The sequence below is a fragment of the Deltaproteobacteria bacterium genome (assembly GCA_019310525.1).
Taxonomy (GTDB): domain Bacteria; phylum Desulfobacterota; class DSM-4660; order Desulfatiglandales; family HGW-15; genus JAFDEE01.
Genome location: JAFDEE010000031.1, coordinates 17,781 through 36,055 on the forward strand (window position 1 = coordinate 17,781; position 18,275 = coordinate 36,055).

The 18,275-nt window shown below is 56.7% G+C and carries 13 protein-coding genes; 8 read left to right on the plus strand and 5 right to left on the minus strand.

Features of this window, described 5'->3' with window-relative positions:
• Positions 1–7: 7 nt before the first annotated feature.
• From JRF57_07430 to JRF57_07450, 5 genes are all read right to left on the minus strand, one after another.
• On the minus strand, positions 8–2,578 hold the full coding sequence (locus tag JRF57_07430) for an MMPL family transporter (protein MBW2303531.1): 2,571 nt from the start codon (positions 2,576–2,578) through the stop codon (positions 8–10).
• A 22-nt stretch (positions 2,579–2,600) separates the two neighbouring features.
• Positions 2,601–3,980 (minus strand): radical SAM protein, encoded by a 1,380-nt coding sequence (locus JRF57_07435; protein ID MBW2303532.1) that lies wholly within the window; start codon positions 3,978–3,980, stop codon positions 2,601–2,603.
• A 95-nt stretch (positions 3,981–4,075) separates the two neighbouring features.
• Positions 4,076–4,570, minus strand: coding sequence for a small multi-drug export protein (locus tag JRF57_07440; GenBank protein ID MBW2303533.1), 495 nt, complete (start codon positions 4,568–4,570; stop codon positions 4,076–4,078).
• A 47-nt stretch (positions 4,571–4,617) separates the two neighbouring features.
• Positions 4,618–5,466: a polysaccharide deacetylase family protein gene (locus JRF57_07445; GenBank protein ID MBW2303534.1), complete on the minus strand. Its 849-nt coding sequence runs from the start codon at positions 5,464–5,466 to the stop codon at positions 4,618–4,620.
• On the minus strand, positions 5,463–6,653 hold the full coding sequence (locus JRF57_07450; GenBank protein MBW2303535.1) for an ATP-grasp domain-containing protein: 1,191 nt from the start codon (positions 6,651–6,653) through the stop codon (positions 5,463–5,465). Before JRF57_07450 ends, JRF57_07445 begins: the two co-directional genes overlap by 4 nt.
• A gap of 335 nt (positions 6,654–6,988) precedes the next feature.
• Here JRF57_07450 and fabG point away from each other — a divergent pair, with 335 nt between their 5' ends.
• The 8 genes from fabG (at position 6,989) to JRF57_07490 (ending at position 18,107) form a co-directional block, all read left to right on the plus strand.
• Positions 6,989–7,738, plus strand: a complete 750-nt coding sequence (gene fabG / locus JRF57_07455; protein ID MBW2303536.1) for a 3-oxoacyl-[acyl-carrier-protein] reductase — start codon at positions 6,989–6,991, stop codon at positions 7,736–7,738.
• 175 nt (positions 7,739–7,913) lie between these two features.
• On the plus strand, positions 7,914–8,216 hold the full coding sequence (locus JRF57_07460; GenBank protein MBW2303537.1) for an acyl carrier protein: 303 nt from the start codon (positions 7,914–7,916) through the stop codon (positions 8,214–8,216).
• 3 nt (positions 8,217–8,219) lie between these two features.
• Positions 8,220–8,660 carry an acyl-CoA thioesterase gene (locus JRF57_07465; protein ID MBW2303538.1) on the plus strand — a complete coding sequence of 147 codons (441 nt, stop codon included), beginning with the start codon at positions 8,220–8,222 and terminating at the stop codon, positions 8,658–8,660.
• Between the two features lie 26 nt (positions 8,661–8,686).
• Positions 8,687–9,367 (plus strand): glycosyltransferase family 2 protein, encoded by a 681-nt coding sequence (locus JRF57_07470; protein ID MBW2303539.1) that lies wholly within the window; start codon positions 8,687–8,689, stop codon positions 9,365–9,367.
• Entirely contained in the window at positions 9,364–10,635 is a 1,272-nt protein-coding gene (locus tag JRF57_07475; protein MBW2303540.1) for a beta-ketoacyl-[acyl-carrier-protein] synthase family protein, read from the plus strand. The genes JRF57_07470 and JRF57_07475 overlap by 4 nt, the downstream gene beginning before the upstream one ends.
• 1 nt (position 10,636) lies before the next feature.
• The gene (locus tag JRF57_07480; protein MBW2303541.1) at positions 10,637–11,869 is read left to right on the plus strand and encodes a hypothetical protein; all 1,233 of its coding nucleotides are present in this window, start codon (positions 10,637–10,639) and stop codon (positions 11,867–11,869) included.
• Entirely contained in the window at positions 11,866–13,254 is a 1,389-nt protein-coding gene (locus tag JRF57_07485; protein ID MBW2303542.1) for a cobalamin-dependent protein, read from the plus strand. The genes JRF57_07480 and JRF57_07485 overlap by 4 nt, the downstream gene beginning before the upstream one ends.
• Before the next feature lie 488 nt (positions 13,255–13,742).
• A complete protein-coding gene (locus JRF57_07490; protein ID MBW2303543.1) occupies positions 13,743–18,107 on the plus strand; it encodes a PAS domain S-box protein in 4,365 nt (1,454 codons plus the stop codon).
• Positions 18,108–18,275: the final 168 nt, after the last annotated feature.

Below are 18,275 nucleotides of genomic sequence, written 5' to 3' on the forward strand. Positions count from 1 at the left end.
CCCGGGGTCAGGAATGGGGTCGTCCGGTCCCGCGATCGGTACCTTTTCTCCCGGCCGCACCGCCCAGGAGCAAGGGAGCCAGCAGGAAGATCGAGGTGAGGAAACAGAGGCCGATCCCTAGAACAGCCAGATATCCCATGCTCCTCAGGCCGGGGTAGTGGGACAGGGAGATGGAACCGAAACCCACCAGGGTCGTAAGGGAGGTGAGGAGCACGGCGCGGCCGGTGACGGCGAAGGCCCCGGGCAATTCCCCGGCAGGGTGCTGGAGGTAGGTGTTGGTGAGATGGACTCCGTCGTCGATTCCGATCCCCACCAGCATGGGGAGGACGATCAGGTTGAAGAAGTTGAAGTCCATCCCCAGCAGGGCCATGAGGCCGGTCAGGAGCAGGAGACCCGTCCCGAGGGGCAGGACCGAGAGAAAGACCCATTGCGGTCGGCGGTAGTAGAGGAGCAGAACGATCAGGATGACCCCTCCAGCCAGCCAAAGGGATGATTCCAGGTTCTTGAGGATCAGGACCTTAAGATCGCTGGCGAGGATGGCGGCTCCTGTGAAATGGTAACGGCCCTCGGGAATTCCGGCCTCCTTCAAACGGTTCCTCACCAGGATTTCGAAATCCCTCGTATCGGAGCGGGACCATAGGTCCTTCAAGGGCATGAGATAGGTGACGGTCTTGAAGGCGTTGTCCTTCTTGATCAGGAAGGGCCTCAGGAGGTCCCGGAGTCCGGTCTTATCAAGAGATGAGGGAAGCAGGATCTCCCTGGAGGAGAAGGCCTTCTCCATACGGTCCAGGTAGACATCGTAGGCGGGCATCCACCTGAACCCGGATTCCTTGAGTGCCGATCGAAAATCCGAGCGGATCCGTTTCATGTCGAAGAGGTCCGGGTGGGCGTGGAGGTATTCCAGGATCCGTCTTTGCCGATCCGGGGGAGGGAACCATCGGCAGAGGCTCCTGACCCCTCCGATCTTTCCGGATTCCCGGAGCTTTTTCATGGCCCGGTACAGGGCCGAGGTGGTTTCCAGGACCTCGGCTTCCGAAGGCCCCTCGGTGACCAGGAGCACTTCCGCCGCGGACCCCCCCAGCCACTCCGTGATGTGCTCCTGGAGCTTGAAGAGGCCCTGATCCGGCGGGCGGAAGTTTCGGAGGTTGTCGTCGAAACGGACACGGGTCCCTGGAATGGCCAGGAGACAGGCCGCAAGGAGGACCGTGGCGATTACACTCTTCCTGTGCCTCTTCATGAAGAAAAACAATGGGTCGAGCCCGAAATCCCTGACCTGCTCGGGCAGGTGACCTCGCCCCTTGCGGGAGAAGGCCACAAGGAGGGCGGGCAGCACGAAGAGCATCGCGAGCAGGCAGAAGAGAATCCCCGTCCCGGTCAAGGTCCCCAATTGCCGAAATCCCCCGAAATCCGAAATGCCGATGGAGAAGAAGGCGGCGGACGTGGTCAATCCCCCCATCAGGATCCCCTTGCCACTCTCCTGGAAGGTCCTTTTGAGTCGTTCCTCCACTCCGGCGGAATCATCCGACGCCCCGCAAAAACGGTTCAGGATATGAATGGCGAAGTCCACCCCGAGGCCCACCAGAACGCAGGAGAAAACGCCGCTCAGGATATTGATGGAATGGAAGGCGAAGCCGGCGAATCCCAGGGTCCACAGCAGGCTTAGGGCCAGGGGGAGGCCCATGTACCATAGCGACCAGAGACTCCTGAAGGCCAGGGCGAACAGGACCATGATTCCCAGTAGAGAGGTTAGGAGGGTGTTCCGGATGTCCCTTTTGGTGGCGGCCTCGTCCCTTAGGGCGATGGGGTAACCCCCGGCGTAAGTCACCAGGGGAGAAGGGATTCCAAGGTCCCTGCCCTCCTTCTCAAACCGGTTCCGGACCCTTTGTTCGGCCTGCCGGATCTCGGTCATCAGGCGCCGGCTGTAGTCCACGTCCTGGGGTGGACCGGTCGGTTCCAGGAAGAGGAAGTAGATTCTTCCATCCCTGGTTCTGAAATACCCCCCGGGGGAAACAAAACCCTGCCCGGGCAAGGTGAGCGGGCCGTCGCCCTTCCAGAAATCCCGGAGACCCAAGGGGTCATGCAGGATCAGCTCTTTGCCCGCGAATCCGATGGGAGAGGCAAGAAGGGCGCGGTTTTTTTGTGTCTGCTCCCGGATCCCCTCACTTGAAAGTCTCCTGGTAAGGCGGGGGAGGTCCCCCGGCCGGAGAAAGACAGGGAAGTGTTCCATGAGGCGGGAGAGCAAGGACGAGAGCTTCTTTTGGTCTGCCTTGTACCGGACCGCCCGCACCTGGGGAAGGGACAGGTATTCACCGGCCAGCATGTCCACGAAGTTCCGTATTTTTTCTGGATCCGCTCCTGCAGGGATCTCCACAAGGACCACCAGGAGGGACTGAACCCCGATCTCCTCTGTGACTTCGAGAAAGGACCGCGTGCCTGGATGATTCGATGGAAGGAGCGAAAAGAGATCGGTATTGAGCTTGAGCCGGGCAAGACCGAAGATCGCACCGAGGCTCAAGGCCAGGGCGAGGACCAGAACGGCCCTGTAATGACGGAACAGGATCCGGTGAAAAGGGTACATGTCTTGAACCCTGGAGGGTTTGTCAACCCCGGTTGAGCATCTTGTTTGCAAAATACTTCCGCCACAGGGAGTCGGCTATCTCTGCGTATTGCTCCGCGTAAGCGTCCATGGCCGGGGCCAGGTGCTCGTAGACGATTTCGGCCCCCTCGTGGGTGAAGTAGGCATTGTGCTCGAAGATGGCGTTTCGGCCGATTTCGGGCCTGTCGATGATGGTGCATGGCCGCAGGAGATTGTCGTAAGCAGGAAGGCAGGATCGGATATGCCGGAAAAGCGGGGAGTCGATGGCTTCCTGCAGGGAGCTTGTGCGGATGTTGTGGGTGGCATAATGGCAGAACACACAGGGCTCCACGTCCCCGTTGGCGTTGACGTGAAAATACTTTCTTCCCCCGGCGATGCAGCCCCCCACTACCGGGCCGTCGTTCCAGAAATCCGCCAGGAGAATGGGCTTGGCCGCCCTGAGGGCCGTCAGGCGCTCGAATTGACGGCCCCTTTGTTCCGGCGTGGGCATGAGATCCAGGTTGGGTTCCCGGCCGATGGGGACGTACATGAAATACCAGCCCAGGATGCAGCCCTTCTCGATCATGAAATCTACGAATTCGTCGCTGCTGAGAAGATCCGCATTTTCACGGGTCAGGGTGGCTGAAAAACCGAAAAGGACCCGGGCCTCCCGCAGGAGGTCCATGGCCTTCATGACCCGGGCGAACTGGCCCTTACCGCGCCGCCTGTCTGTCTCCTCCTCGTATCCTTCCACGCTGATGGCAGGGATCACATTTCCCACCTCGGCCAGCCGCCTGCAAGCGGCCTCGTCGATCAGGCTCCCGTTGGTGTACATATGGAAGATCACGTCATTGTGCTTCTCGAAGAGTTCAAAGATCCTCGGATAGAAAAGGGGTTCGCCCCCCGAAACAACGCAGAAATGGATCCCCATCTCCTTGGCCTGGCGGAAGACCCAGTCCACCTCTTCGAAGCGAAGCTCCGCTGACTTCTCATAGGAACCGGCATAGCACCCGTAGCAGTTGAGGTTGCATTTCATGCTGGGACTGATCACGAAAAATCCGGGGGGATAGAAACCGCCGTTGTTTTCCGCGAAGGCCTTCCTGCGGTTGGTGCCCACCAGCAACTGGTTGATGATGAAGGCCCGGATGATGGTCCTGCGGTGATGAGGGTTGGTGCCCCTTAGAATTCGCCGCGTGACCGCCAGGCTGGGGTGGTTCCTGTCGAACAGGTCCCGGATCCACCGGATCTTGGCCACATAGTAATCTTTCCTGACGAGCCTTTCGGCCAGCAGGGCGAGGAGGTGGTAAGCCCACCGGAAGAGTTGGTCGTTCCTGATATGGGCCAGGAGGGCGAAGAGCAGATCCAGGGCGTGAACCAGGATTCTCTGCTTTAAATTAAGAATCATTGGGAGTGTCCTCCTTATAGGGTTCATGCACCTTCGTCGGGATACCCTGTAGCTTGGCTGCAGGGAGGAGTGGCGGGTGCTTCATTCTTTTCGCATCAGAACAGTGCCCACAACTGCTTCATGGTTTCTCCTATTCCGTAAATAAAAATGCAGCCCAAGGCGCTTCCCAGGACCAGGAGAGGATAACTGGCCGTTTTGGGTAGTTTAAGGAGATGGGATAGGAGCACTCCGCTCCACATGCCGCATCCCTTCAAGGGAGTCATGGTTACGGCAACCACCCCCGGCATTCCCAGGAGGCGCATCCACCCGAAGATCTTGGAATCCAGAAGTTTCTGTTCTTTCTTCTCCGCCCTCCCCTTGAGTCTCTTGAAAAGTGCACTGTCCGAAACCGCTCCGTAGAGATGGTATAGGAACGGGACCTGGATGGTGTCGAGCAGCACGACCACCGGGAGGAGAAAGGAGATCCGGTATCCGAGAAACTGGGCGCTCAGGACGGCGGCGGGCCTTCCCCCCAGGATATAGAGGGGTATGAAGTAGATCACGAAGTGATCCGACAGGTTCTGCTTCAGGTAAGTGAGGGTGTCGAGCATGGTGATATCGATGGGTTGTCCGGGCCCAGTTTTTTTGAGACGAGACTTTATCCGAGTCGGGGCTTCATTTCAAGGCCTTCCAGGTATCCCTCGACCGAGGTGAAGGAAAAGTCCTCAAGAAGGCGGCGCATCCTTTCCGGCGTGCTTTTCACCCGGGCATTCAACACAAAGCGTCTTGAGAGGGGGAGGGGGATCCTCGGCGGACGGGGATCGAACTCACGAGGATGCAGGAAGATCACCGCCGGATAGCCGCGCCGGTTCAACCCGCGGATCGCGGCCCGGATGAGGGAATACGGAAAGACCCGTAACCCCCATCCCCCGCCGATGGGGAGGTTGAGAAATGGGGTTTCCCGGACTAGGGGGGGAAACTCCCACAGAGCTCCCACCCGGGTCATCCGCCGATGGGGTGAAGTGGGGTAGCTTGGATTCCCGATGACAGGCAGTGGAGCCATGCTGGAATCGTACCGGATCCCTTCGCCGGCAAGGATCTCCAGGGCCCAGAGGGAATCATCCCTGATGGACCACTCCGGGGCCCGGAATCCCTCTGCGGGGGAACCGGTGATCTCCGAGAGGACCTCAAGCGCTCTCACCAGGTCTTCCCTGAATTGATCCGGGCTCTGGGTGTAGACCCGGCGGTGGTGGAACCCGTGGGTGGCGATCTCGTGTCCCCTAGCCTTGATCTCGCGGATGAGGTCGGGCTCTCTTTCGGCCACGTATCCCAGGACGAAGAAGGTGGCCCTTGCCCGGAACTCGTGAAGGAGATCCAGGATCTTCCGGGTGTTCGGGAGAACCCTGGCCTCCAGCCGGTTCCAGGCGCTCTCGGGGAGCTGGTTTTCGATGCCGCAGATGTGAAACCAGTCTTCCACGTCGATGGTCAGGATATTTGGTATGCTCATATTCTTCTCTGTCTCAATCGGGCCTTCATGTCCCTGTCGTAGAGAAAAGTGAGGGGAGTCAGGAGTCGTCCCAGGGTCGGGAGGGGATCCTTCAGGGACAGGATGTCATAGGAAGTTTTTCGGTCGAAAAAACGAAAGAAGGAGGGATTCAATTTCATGCGCCGGGGATTGTGAAGAAAGTGAAGGATGTCACCGGGGAGGAGCCACCGGCACCGCACCCCGACCTTGTATCGATCCACGGGCGGAAAGTTCTCTCCCAGGGACATGCGGTAAAGAAGGTAGGGGAAATTGACGCCCGATGCGATAGCAAGGGCCAGGGAGCCCCAGAACCTCGGGTTGATTTCCATGAGCTTGCATATCCCGTCCCGTGGATCCAGTTTGAATTCCACCATGGCCACGCCGGTCCATTCAAGGGCCTCAAGCAGGGTTCGGGCCATTTCAAGAAGATCGTCCCTCCTGACACTTTCCCTGAGGGTGCTGGCGCCCCCCGAAACGGGGTACTCCCTCAGCCTCTTGTGGACGAAGGAGGCCCTGACCCGGTGGTTCTCGTCCATCAGGATACTGGCCCCGAAACCCGCTCCTTCCCTCGGTATGTATTCCTGGATCAAGGGAAAAGGAAAGATCCTATGGATCGCCCGGTACTGCCCGGCCAGGGCCTCCGGGCCGTGCACGTAAGAGACCCCGAGGGCCCCTGAGGAGATCCTGGGCTTGATGACCAGAGGGTAGGGAAGTTTTCGGGCGACTCTCTCGACCTCTGCAGGGTCCCTGAACCGCCAGGTCTTTGGCGAGGGAATTCCAAGCCGACCGGCCAATCTAAGGACCGATCCCTTGTCCCGGGCGGCGGCAAGCTTCTCAGGGGGGACGATGGGGAGGTAGGTCCATTGAGAGAAATCCTTGAGGTGCCGGGAAACGAGTTCGAGAGTGGCATCCTCCATGGGCAGCAGCAATCGATAGCGGTTCCGGGAGAACAGGCTGAGCAGTCGATCCACGAACCCCTCAGGGTCCAGGAGAGGAGAGGGGTACCGGACCCTGCGGCAACAGTACCGTGAAAAGGCAGCCGTGGCCAACCACGTGGTCTCACCCACCGTGACCCCCACCCCCTTCTTTCCGAGGGCACGGACAGCGGCCAGGGTTTTTCTCCAGTGACCATCCGTGATGAAAACTTCGCCTTGTCTTTGCTCCATCATGTCCGCCGGGGGACTCTTCGTCCCTTCAAATGCTTTGTCACGACCCGGAAAAAATGCTATAGAATGCCCCTGAAATTGGCAACCGATTATTCCTGTCTTGGGGATTTAGTTAGTGTCCATCCATGAATGAGAAAATTTGGGCAAGGTCAAGGAAGGCGAAAATTTTAACCGCCCCGCTTGGGACGACAAGCGGGACAAGCATCCATACATTGAAGTATTTCAAGGATTAAAATTTGAGCCTGACGCAGAGATTGCGGAAATTAGCCATTTATGGATGGGCACTAGTCAAGGACGAATTCTCCGGGGAACCCCCGGGGTGAAGGAGAGGTTGGGACCTGGGCGGCGGAGCATTCAAGGACAAGATTATCATCGTAACGGGCGGAACCCGCGGCATCGGGAAGGCCATTGCTCTGGCTTTCGCCGGTGAGGGTGCCCGGGTGTGCGTGAACTATTTTTCCGACAAGGACAGTGCGGGCCACATGGAAAGGGCGTTGTCCGAGAAGGGCAACCCATGGATGGTCCTGCAGGCGGACGTCTCTTCCCGGATCGAGGTGGAGGAGATGGTCCGCCAGGTCCTGACCCGCTGGGGACACGTGGACGTTCTGGTAAACAATGCGGGCATTATTCGGGACAAGATGCTTCTTTTTCTCAAGGAGGAGGACTGGGACCACGTCATCGACACGAACTTGAAGGGCACTTACCTGGTTTCCAGGGCCGTGCTCAGGAGCATGGTGGCCCGCCGCTTCGGGCGGATCATCAACATCACCTCCCCAAGCGCCTTAACGGGACGGGCGGGACAGACCAATTACTCGGCCTCCAAAGGGGGAATCATTTCCTTCACCAAGTCCCTGGCAAGGGAGGTGGCCAGGCTGGGTATAACGGTCAATGCCGTGTGTCCGGGGCTGATATCCCGCTCCATGACGGACAGGCTGGACGCGAAGACCCGGGAAGAGTTCCTGGAAATCATCCCCATGGGGCGATTCGGGGACCCGTGGGAGGTGGCAAGCGCAGCCCTCTATCTGGCCTCGGAACGGGCGGGGTATGTCACCGGGCAGGTCCTGAGCGTGGATGGAGGCCTGACCTAGCCTCCCCACCTTCCGGGGCAGGCTATTGAAAAACTACTGCGCTTGCTGATGCTCGGGTTAAAATGAGGCTCAAAATGCTCATTTACTAAATGTGAATTCCGCTTTTTCGCTTACGTTTGCCTTGCCTCAGCAGCGCTCGCTACTGTTTCAACAGCCTGTTAGAAAAAGGGTGAAAATGACGGAGAGAACTGCTTTGGAAGATCTCATTCGCGACGAGAAGTCACTGGTTGAATACCTTAAGAAATGGATCATTGAAACCCTCAAACTGGAGGACGTGAAGGCCGATCAGATCGACGCCGGTGCGCCCCTTTTCCGCGAGGGACTGGGCCTTGATTCCATCGACGCCCTGGAGCTCGTTGTGGCCCTTGAAAGGGAATTCAAGGTCGTCATCGAGGACGAGGACGTGGGCAAGAAGGCCTTTGCTTCCATCGACGCCCTGGCGGCCTTCATCCGCGAAGAACGCGGACTTGGAGCCTGATCCATGAGGTGGATGGAAACGGAGGAAACGGTCCGTTTCAACGAGGTGGATGAATGGGGAATGGCCTGGTATGGTCATTATCTGGCCTGGTTTGAGGTCGGACGAATGTTTTTGCTGAGACGGTTCGACCTGCTTCCCCGACAAATGGTGGAGCTTGGGTATATCGCCCCCGTCGTTCGCCTGGAATGCCATTACAAGCACCCTGCCGCCTCCGGGGATCGGATCATCATTCGCACCACCGTGGAAAGACCCGAGATCGCTGCCTTGAACTTTCGCTTCCAGGTTCTTCGCAAGAAGGACAGGAGACTCCTGGCCCGAGGGGCCACGACCCAGGTACTCCTGACCACCGAGAGGAAGATGATCTACTGGTTGAGGGGCGAATTAAAAGAACGGGTCCTCCGGATGGTGGATTTCTGCAACCGGGACCAGGGCGCCGCCCGGTGATTTCCGTCTTTTTTCCATCGTAACCCATGCGAATCTGTGCTGTCATCCCGGCTTACAACAATGAGAAGACTATCTCCAGTGTCGTGGAGGGAACCCGGGCCCATATCCGAAATGTCATCGTAGTGGATGACGGTTCAACGGACGGGACCGGGGAACTCGCCATGAGGGCCGGTGCCCGGGTCATCGCTGTCGGCAGGAACCGGGGAAAGGGACACGCTCTCAAAATTTCCTTCCGCAGGGCCTTGGTCAGGGGATTCGACGGGGTCCTCACCCTGGACGCGGATCTGCAGCACGACCCCGGGGAGATTCCAAAGTTTGTCGAGTACTACTCGGCCCACAGACCGGGGATCGTGGTGGGGGACAGGATGCACGGCCGGGAGCGCATTCCCCGGGGACGGTACGTCCCCAACCGGGTGGGGACCTATGCCTTCTCCTGGCTCACGGGACAACCCATCCCGGATTCCCAGTGCGGCTTCAGGCTTTACGACCGGCGGGTCCTGGAAGAAGTTCCCATCCTGCACGACGGTTTCGAGGCGGAGACCGACCTGCTCCTCAGGGCCGCAAAACGAGGGTACCATATCGGTTTTGTTCCCATTCGAACGATTTATTTTGAAAAATCCGGGGGCCGCTCCGCCTATCGGCCCGTCAGGGATACGTTTCGGATCAGCATCGTCTTTTTGATGAACCTCTTCTGGAAGGACCGATGAAAGAAAGGATTCCCAGGCGAGTGGTTGTTACGGGGATGGGGGTGGTCTGCTCCATCGGGTGTTCCCTCGCAGCCTTCGAGGAGGGGCTGTTCCGGGGCCGTTGCGGGATCGGACACCTGTCCCTTTTCGACACGCGGGACTATCCCTGCCGGGCGGCCGCCGAGGTAAGGGGGGGAGATTTCGCCCTTCGAATGGGGAGGCGTCTCCCGAAGCGGGTTTCCCGCTGCGATCTCCTGGGGCTGGCCGCCGCCGAGGAGGCCTTCTCGAATTCAGGGCTGGACCTGGCCGCACAGGACCGGGAGCGCATCGGCGTTGTCCTGGGAGGAGGCGCAGGAGGTATGCTTTCCTGGGAAGGGTACCGGCGGGCCCGCTGGGCGGGCCGAAAGGCCATCAGGGCCTCCAGGCTCCTGGCTTCTTCCCCTTGCACCTTGGCGGACCTCCTGGGTTCCCGGTGGGATCTGGGAGGGTTCAGGACCACGATCACCACGGCCTGCTCTTCGAGCGCCACCGCCATCGGTCATGGGTTCGACCTGATCCGGCAAGGGATTCAGGACGTGGTCCTGACAGGGGGAAGCGAATCCCTGTCGGAGCTGACCTTTGCGGGGTTCAATGCATTGAGGCTCATGGATCCGCTACATTGCAGACCCTTTGACCGGAACCGGCAAGGTCTCTCACTAGGGGAGGGGGCGGCGATTCTCGTCCTGGAGGAGCGGGAGCAGGCGCTTTCCAGGGGGGCGAGGATTTACGGTGAGGTCCTGGGATATGCTATTAACTCGGATGCCTATCACATGACCTCACCAGATCCCGGGGCACGGGGAATGCGTCGAGTCATGGAGGCTGCCCTTGCCACGGCCGGGCTCCTACCGGACCAGGTGGACTACATCAACGCCCACGGAACCGGCACCAAGATTAACGACGCGGCCGAGACCCGGGCAGTCAAGGCCGTTTTCGGCGTGAAGAGGCGACAATCTCCCGCCGTCAGCTCCACCAAGTCCATGGTGGGACATTGCCTCGGGGCGGCGGGGGCCCTGGAGGCGGCAGCGACCCTTCTTGCCCTTTACAGGCAGCTCCTGCCGCCGACCGTACACCTCGAGTCACCGGACGAGGAGTGTGACCTGGACCATGTCCCCAACCAGGCGAGACCGACGGATGTCCGTTTCGCCCTGAGCAACTCCTTCGCCTTCGGGGGGAACAATACCTGCCTGGTTTTCGGCAGGGAAGGGGCCGGGGCCCCGAGTCATCTAAGGGAGCGCAACGTTGTGCGGTAAAATGAGTGAAATCGTCATTACAGGTATAGGGGTGATCAGTTCCCTGGGCGTGGGGCGGGAGGCCTTCTGGAGCGGATGCCGGGAAGCCCGATCGGGGATCAAGAGGGTATCGATCCCGGAGGCGGATTCCATGGGATGCAATGTCGCTGGCTGGATCGACGATTTCGATCCGCGGCGCTTCCTGTCCCCGAGGGTCTATCGCCGAATGAGCCGGGTCTCCCGGATGGCGGTGGCCGCCAGTTGCGAGGCCCTGGAGGACAGCGGGGTACCCCTGGATTCAGGCAGGGACCGCATAGCGGTGATCCTGGGAACGGCTTACGGGAGCAGTTCCCACGTAGAGGATTTTTATATGAGTCTCCTCGAGGGAGGTCCCCGCGGGGCACAGCCCTTTTTATTCCCAGAGACCGTTCCGAATGCCCCGGCGAGCCACGTAGCCATCGTCAACGGGATCACGGGACCCAACACCACCTTTTCCCAGAACGAGATCTCCGCCGAATGCGCCATTCTTTTTGGGGCGGATCTGCTGCGCCATCACCGGGCGGATGTGGTCCTTGCGGGAGGTGCGGAAGAACTCTCAGAAATGCTGTTTTTCTGCTATCAAGCCGTGGGCGCCTTGTGGAAGTTCAAGACGGAAAAGGAGGGCCCAGTGCCTTTTGAGCCCGGAGGAGGCATTGTCCTGGGGGAGGGGGCGGCAGTCCTGGTGATGGAGCGGGGAGAAGATGCCCTGGCCCGCGGCGCCAGGATTTACGGCCGCCTCCGTTCCTGCGTGATCCGGGGAGGTGAGGCGGACCTCGGGCACTATGAAACGAAAGGAACCCGGATGGCAAGGGCCATGGAAGAGGCGCTGGATGCAGCCGCCATGGGGACGGGAGATATCGACCGGATCCATGTCTCGGCCAATGGTACGGGGGAACTCGACCGGATGGAGCATGACCGGATCAAAGAAATGTTTGATAGAGGCGGGGAAGACTTGGAAGTCACGCCCCTGAAGTATCTCCTGGGAGATTTCGGCGCTGCAGGGGCCCTCCGTGCGGCCGCTGCGCTCTTGAGCCTGTATCACCGTCAGCCTCTACCCACGGTTCGGATCGGCACTCTCCTGGGCGACCCTCACGTTCCGGTATGGACGTTTCACCCGCCCGGCAGGTCCACGGGAATCCTCATGACCACTTCCACCTTCGGGGGTGGCTCCGCAACCCTGGTTTTCACCGAGGCCTCGGGTGCAGGCAGCCCATGAAGGTCCTCCTCATCTCCCCGAACATCGAATCCCTCCCGGACCCGGTCTTCCCCATCGGCGTGGCTTGCATCGCCGGGGCCTTGAAGGAGCGGGGAATCACCTTCAGAATCCTGGACCTTTGTTTTGTTCAAGATTTCGAGAAGGCCCTCGAGGATGAGTTGACATCCTACCCGCCTGATCTCATCGGCCTGTCCATCAGGAATCTGGACAACGTCAGTTGGCCCCACTACGTCTCCTACGTGCCTTTTTACCGCCGGGTGGTCGAGAGTGTGAGGCGTTATACCCGTGCACCGATATTCCTCGGAGGTAGCGGCTTTTCCCTGATGCCTGGGAAAGTGCTCGAGGTCCTCGGAGCGGATGGAGGCATCATCGGCGAGGGCGAGCGGGCCTTCACCCGGTTGGTTCAAGGCATTCAGGAGGCAGGGAAATGGCCCCTTGAGCCTGAAAAGAGAATCCTGTCTCCTGGCCCGATCCAAGACCTCGACGCCCTTCCCCTGCCCGACCGCTCCGGGTTCGACAATGAAGCCTACCTCATGAAGGGAGGCATGGGGAATATTCAGACGAAGAGGGGGTGTCCCTTCCGCTGCATCTACTGCACCTACCCCCTGATCGAGGGGACCCGTATGAGGTTGCGCAGCCCTTCACGGGTTTGCGACGAGATAGCCGATCTCCTGGATCAAGGAATCGACAATCTCTTTGTGGTGGACAGTGCCTTCAACTATCCTCCGGAACACGCCGAGGCCGTCTGCCGGGAAATGGTTCGTCGAAAGTTGCCGGTTCGGTGGAGCTGCTACCTCAATCCGGCCTTTGTCACGCCGCGTCTGATGGAGCTCATGGGGGAGGCGGGTTGCAGCGGGGTGGAATTCGGGACCGACGCAGCCCATCCCGAAATGCTCCGGAACCTGGGAAAGGGGTTCGGGATGGAAGATGTCCGGCGGGCGTCTGAAATCTGCCGACACTCCGGGATGCCTTTTTGCCATTCCCTCTTGCTGGGAGGTCCGGGAGAGAACCTGGATACGGCCCGGCGATCCCTGGAAACCGTAAGGACCATGGAACCTACGGCGGTTATCTGCATGGTGGGTATCCGGGTCTTTCCCGGAACCCGGCTCGCCCGTCTGGGTGAAAGGGAGGGAATTCCGGACCCCGCTTCAGATCTCCTCAATCCGGTATTCTACCTTGCTCCAGGTCTTGAGGAAGAAATCCTCTCCCTGGTGGAGGAGTTTTCCCGGGATAATCCCACCTGGATTTTCCCTGGCCTGAACATCAACATGAACCACGACTTGCAACGGAAATTGCGCCGCTTTGGGCTCAAGGGCCCCCTTTGGGAGTACATGGCAAGGGGGCGGCGGCGCCTTCCCACTGGTTCCCCCCGAAACGAGGGCTGATTCGCACCGGGAACCGGGCGGGAATACAAAGCAATGATTGAAGAAGATTTTTTAAACTCCCTCTATGGCATTTTTTGCCTTTCTTCACGCGTCCCGTCCGGTTGATAAAGATTCGAGACCTTTGAAAAACGCTCCCTTTTGCCCAATCCCGGCGTCAGGCTCAAATTTTAATCCTCGAAATACTTCAATGTATTCCTGTGGTTAAAATTTTCACCTTCCTTGACCTTGAACAAAATTGAACGTTTTTCAAAGGTCTCGATTCGTTGTTTCGTGTGGCCACATTTCTGGAAAAAGACTACATTTTATTATTATAATTTTCTGCTCGGTGCCGAATAGATAAAAAGAAGGAGAAGGCAAATACAGGACTGCCTGATCCTGCTTCCCGGGAATGGTAAAGCGGACACCCGCACTCCAGATGGGAAAGACTGTAAAGTGTTTCTTCCCGTTTGCTAGAAATTTCCTGAGAAGCGGTGATGAGGGAGGAGTATATGGGCCTTTCATGCCAATCACCGATTGCGTCTTCAAACAATGCCTCTCGCAGCCTCTCCTGGCTGGATGCCATACAAAAACCCGAATGGAAAAATGTCACTTTTGACAAGGGGGTAAGTGTCTCCTGGAGTCTCCTGGGCGAGAGAATTCTCTTGGCGCGGACCAAAGGGTACTCGACCCTGGTCCACGTAAGCCATGCCCTTGAAATGATGGAGGAGATTATTACAAGGGAGATACCGGGAGGTCCCTTTGTCTTCATTGAGGATTATTCCGATCTTCAGGGCTCTTCCAACGATTCAAGGCGTTATTACATAGATTTCATGAAAAGACAAAGGCGGCTTGCCGGACTGGTTTTTTTCGGCCTCTCATCTTCCATGAGCATCAGCATCAGGCTTGCACGTAGACTTCATATAGTCCCCTTTGATGTGCTTATCGCCAGAGATTACTCGGATGCTGTCGGCCTTGCCCTGGAAATCCTGCAACGGGCCGGAATCAGAACAGGACTCAGATACGAGGACGGCTGGGAGCTGGAAGTTGAAGGTTTCAGGGCAAGATTTGAGATGCTCGACAAGAACGTCCTGCATGTGGTTGCAAAAGGGTTCATGGGGGATAGGGCGGTGGAGCCTTTTTTCAGGGCATGTGAGAAGGCGGTTGAATCGATAGGATTTTTTGGAAACGAGTATCATCTTGTGATCTGTCTCTCGGAATTCAGCGGGATAAGTTATCACGGTAAAAAGAGGTTCATGCAAGGTCTTCTGAAATACCATGAAAAACATCCATTTGTTGAAAACATTTACTATGGGATGAATAGACGGCTGCGGACGACCATAAACCTTTATAAATCGATTGCCCCTTTCAAGGTAAGGACATGCCAGGACCTGGAAAGAGCTTTGGGCTCCCTAAAAGAAAATAGAGGCAGGACACGGCCTATAGTTCGAAAGGGTGTTGACCGTTGCTTGCAGAGGTACGTGGATGAACTGCTTGCATTCATCGGGAGCATAGATTGGGAGGCGGATGGGATCGAAGATACCGTGTCAATAGACCCTTCTGACCCCTTCAGGCCTGTAGTAGACGCAATTATGCTTGTAAAGACCGACCTGGATTATCTTTTCAAGGAACAAAAGAAGGCAAGGGAAGCCCTGGAGGAAAGCGAAAAGAAATATCGTGATATTTATAACAATATTTCTGATTTTCTCTATTTTCATGATCTGGAAGGAAACTTTACGGACACGAACGATGCATGGAAAAGAGAATACGGATTTTCTGACGAAGACCTGGCGGGATTACACCTCAGGGATATCCTTCCCAAACGGTATCATGCCCGGATCGGGAAGTATCTCGAACGAATAAAGAAGACCGGCAGGGATGAAGGCCTGATGACGGTGGTAAGCAAGGATGGCCGTGAACATGTAGTTGAGTATAGAAACTCCCTGGTTTACGGTCCGCATGGGCCTATCGGGGTCAGAGGATCAGCCAGGGACATTACAAAACGCATCGAGACGGAGAAGGCCCTCCGGGAAAGCGAGGAGAAATACCGTACCATCCTTCAGAATACACAGGAAGGTTATTATGAAACCGATCTTGCCGGGAACCTGGTCTTTTTCAATAATTCCATGTGTAGGATCCTCGGGTATGAAAGGGATGAATTGCTCAAAATGAATTTTCGGGATTACATGGATGGTGCCAATGCAAAAAAGGTATATCAGGTCTTCAACCAGGTTTTTCGGTCAGGGCAACCGGATAAGGGGTTCGGCTGGGAACTTGTCAGAAAAGATGGAAAGACGGTGTACGTTGAGTCATCCGTCACTCCCATTACGGACAAGAACGGAAAGGTGACGGGATTCAGGGGTGTCCTTCGTGATATCACGGAAAGAAAAAGGGCCGAGGAGGAGATCAAACGATACAGCGAACACCTCGAAGAGATGGTGCAGCAGAGGACCGCTGATCTTCAGGCCTCAGAGGAGAAATACCGAACCATCCTGGCAAGTATTGAGGATGGTTACTATGAGGTCGACCTTGCCGGAAACCTCGTGTTCTGCAATGACGCGCTCTGTAAGATTACGGGATATTCCAGAGATGAGATGATAGGGCTGAACAACCGGGACTATATGGAACCCCGGAACGCCCATAAACTTTACCTGAGTTACCATCAGGTCTATGAAACCGGGGTGCCGGTCCGAAGCGTGGAATGGGAGATGATCTCGAAGGACGGTACAAGAAAACACATGGAAAATTCCATTTCTCTCATCCGTGATGCTGAGGGCAGGCCGATCGGGTTCCGTGGTATTGTGAGGGATGTTACGGAAAGAAAAAGGCTGGAAAATGAGCTTGTAAAGAAGACAGAACTTGCAAATGCGGCAAGCAAGGCGAAAAGTGATTTCTTGGCCAATATGAGCCATGAAATCAGGACACCCCTTAACGGGATACTTGGCATGATTGAATTGCTCAAGGAAACCCGGCTTGAAGATCAGCAGAAGAAGATCGTTGATTCCATCAATTCCGAGGCCAGTTCCCTTTATGGCCTGATAAACAATATCCTGGACTTTTCAAAGATAGAAGCACGAAAACTGGAACTCGAGGAAGTGCTGTTCGATCTCAGCCTGATGATAGATGATATCGCTGCGGTCATGAGCATCAGGGCTTCACAGAAAAACCTCAGTTTTAAGATCACCATGGATCCGGCTATCCCGTCATGGGTGATTGGAGATCCAGGGAGGCTCCGTCAAATCCTTAATAATCTACTCAGCAACGCCCTGAAATTCACCCAAAAGGGTGAAATTGCGCTTAGTGGAGAAGTTGTCGAGGAGTTCGGGAAAAAGGTGAAGGTCCGTTTTTCCGTGAGGGATACCGGCATTGGTATTGCTGAACACAAGCAAAAGATCATTTTTGAGAGTTTCACTCAGGCTGATACGTCTACCACAAGGCGGTTTGGGGGGACCGGACTGGGCATTTCCATTGCAAAGCAGTTAGCCGAATTGATGGGGGGTGAAATAGGGGTTGAAAGCCGGGAGGGCAAGGGCAGCACATTTTGGTTCACTGCGGTTTTTAAAAGAGAAAAAGTCCGACCTGCCCTTTCTTCACAACAGGTGCCAAATCTCAAAAATCTGCGGGTGATGGTGGTGGACCCAAATCAATCCGGGTTGGTCCGGACATCTACGTGCCTTCGTTCTTGGGGCTGCAATCCCCTTGGCGTCTCCAGGGGGGCTGATGCGCTTAGAATGCTTGAGGAGGCAAGAAAAAAGGGAGAGCCTTTTGATCTGATCCTTACTGAGGTCCACATGCCGCAAATGAATGGGTTTGCCCTGGCCGAAGAGATCAGGGCCATGGGTCCGTTCGCCAAAATACCCATCATCGCCTTGACATCTGCAGGGGCTGTCGGGGAAGGAGACAAGTGCAGGGAGATAGGGATCCAGGGCTACCTGACAAGACCCATAAATGATGATGATCTACGCAGGGCCATAGAGCTTGTCCTTGCCTTGCCCATGAAGGGCGGAAAAAAAGGTTACAAGCTGATCACCAGGTATACCGTCTCCGAGATGAAAAAGAGGGCATTCCGAATTCTGCTGGTGGAGGACTATCCCACCAACCAGGAAGTTGCCATGAGACACCTGGAGGCGGCAGGGTACCAGGTGGAACTGGCGGAAAACGGCCGGGAGGCCGTCGAAATGTTTAAAAAGGGTAATTTCGATCTCATCCTTATGGATATTCAGATGCCTGTCATGGACGGCTGGCAGGCAACCGCCGCCATAAGGGAGCATGAAAAAAACAGTGTGAAAAAACCTATGGGCCATGTTCCGATTATCGCCATGACGGCCCATGCCCTTAAGGACGACAGGGACAAATGCCTTGAAGTGGGGATGGATGATTACATTACAAAACCGGTCAGGAGAAAGGAATTGCTGAGTGTTGTAGCCGCATGGCTTAACTCAGGACATAACCCGACAACTTCGGCCATGGGTCCGGACATTATTCGCCCGGAGGCATCCCATGAGGGACTCAGTCCGACGCATAGGCCGAGGTCGACTGAGGCGATGGACTTTCAAAAGGCACTTGCGGAATTTGAAGGAGACCGCGAATTCCTGATGGAGGTGGTGGAGGGTTTTTTACGAAACGCCGATACCCAGATCGAGACTATGCGACGTGCAATCGCCGATGGGGATGCCGAAACGCTCAGGAAAGAGGCCCATGCAATGAAGGGCGGGGCGGCCAACCTGACTGCCGAAAAAGTGGCACGGTATGCGTTGCGCCTCGAAAACTTGGGTAAGTCCGGGAAATTGGAAGAAAGCACTCCTGTGCTGAAAATGCTCTGTGAGGAACTGGATTGCCTTAAAAAATATATTAAGGAGAACATTATTGTTCCATGAAGAGAAACACCGTATCCGTCCTGAGCCCTCGTATGAGAAGTAGTTTGTCTTTAAAAGGGCCGTATGTGATGGCAAAAGAAACAAGGGTTGGGAGAGTGTGTCCCCTCCTGGGCTGGCTGTTGAATGCGATGAACCTTCCCCGGGATTTGAGCTGATACGGGGACATGC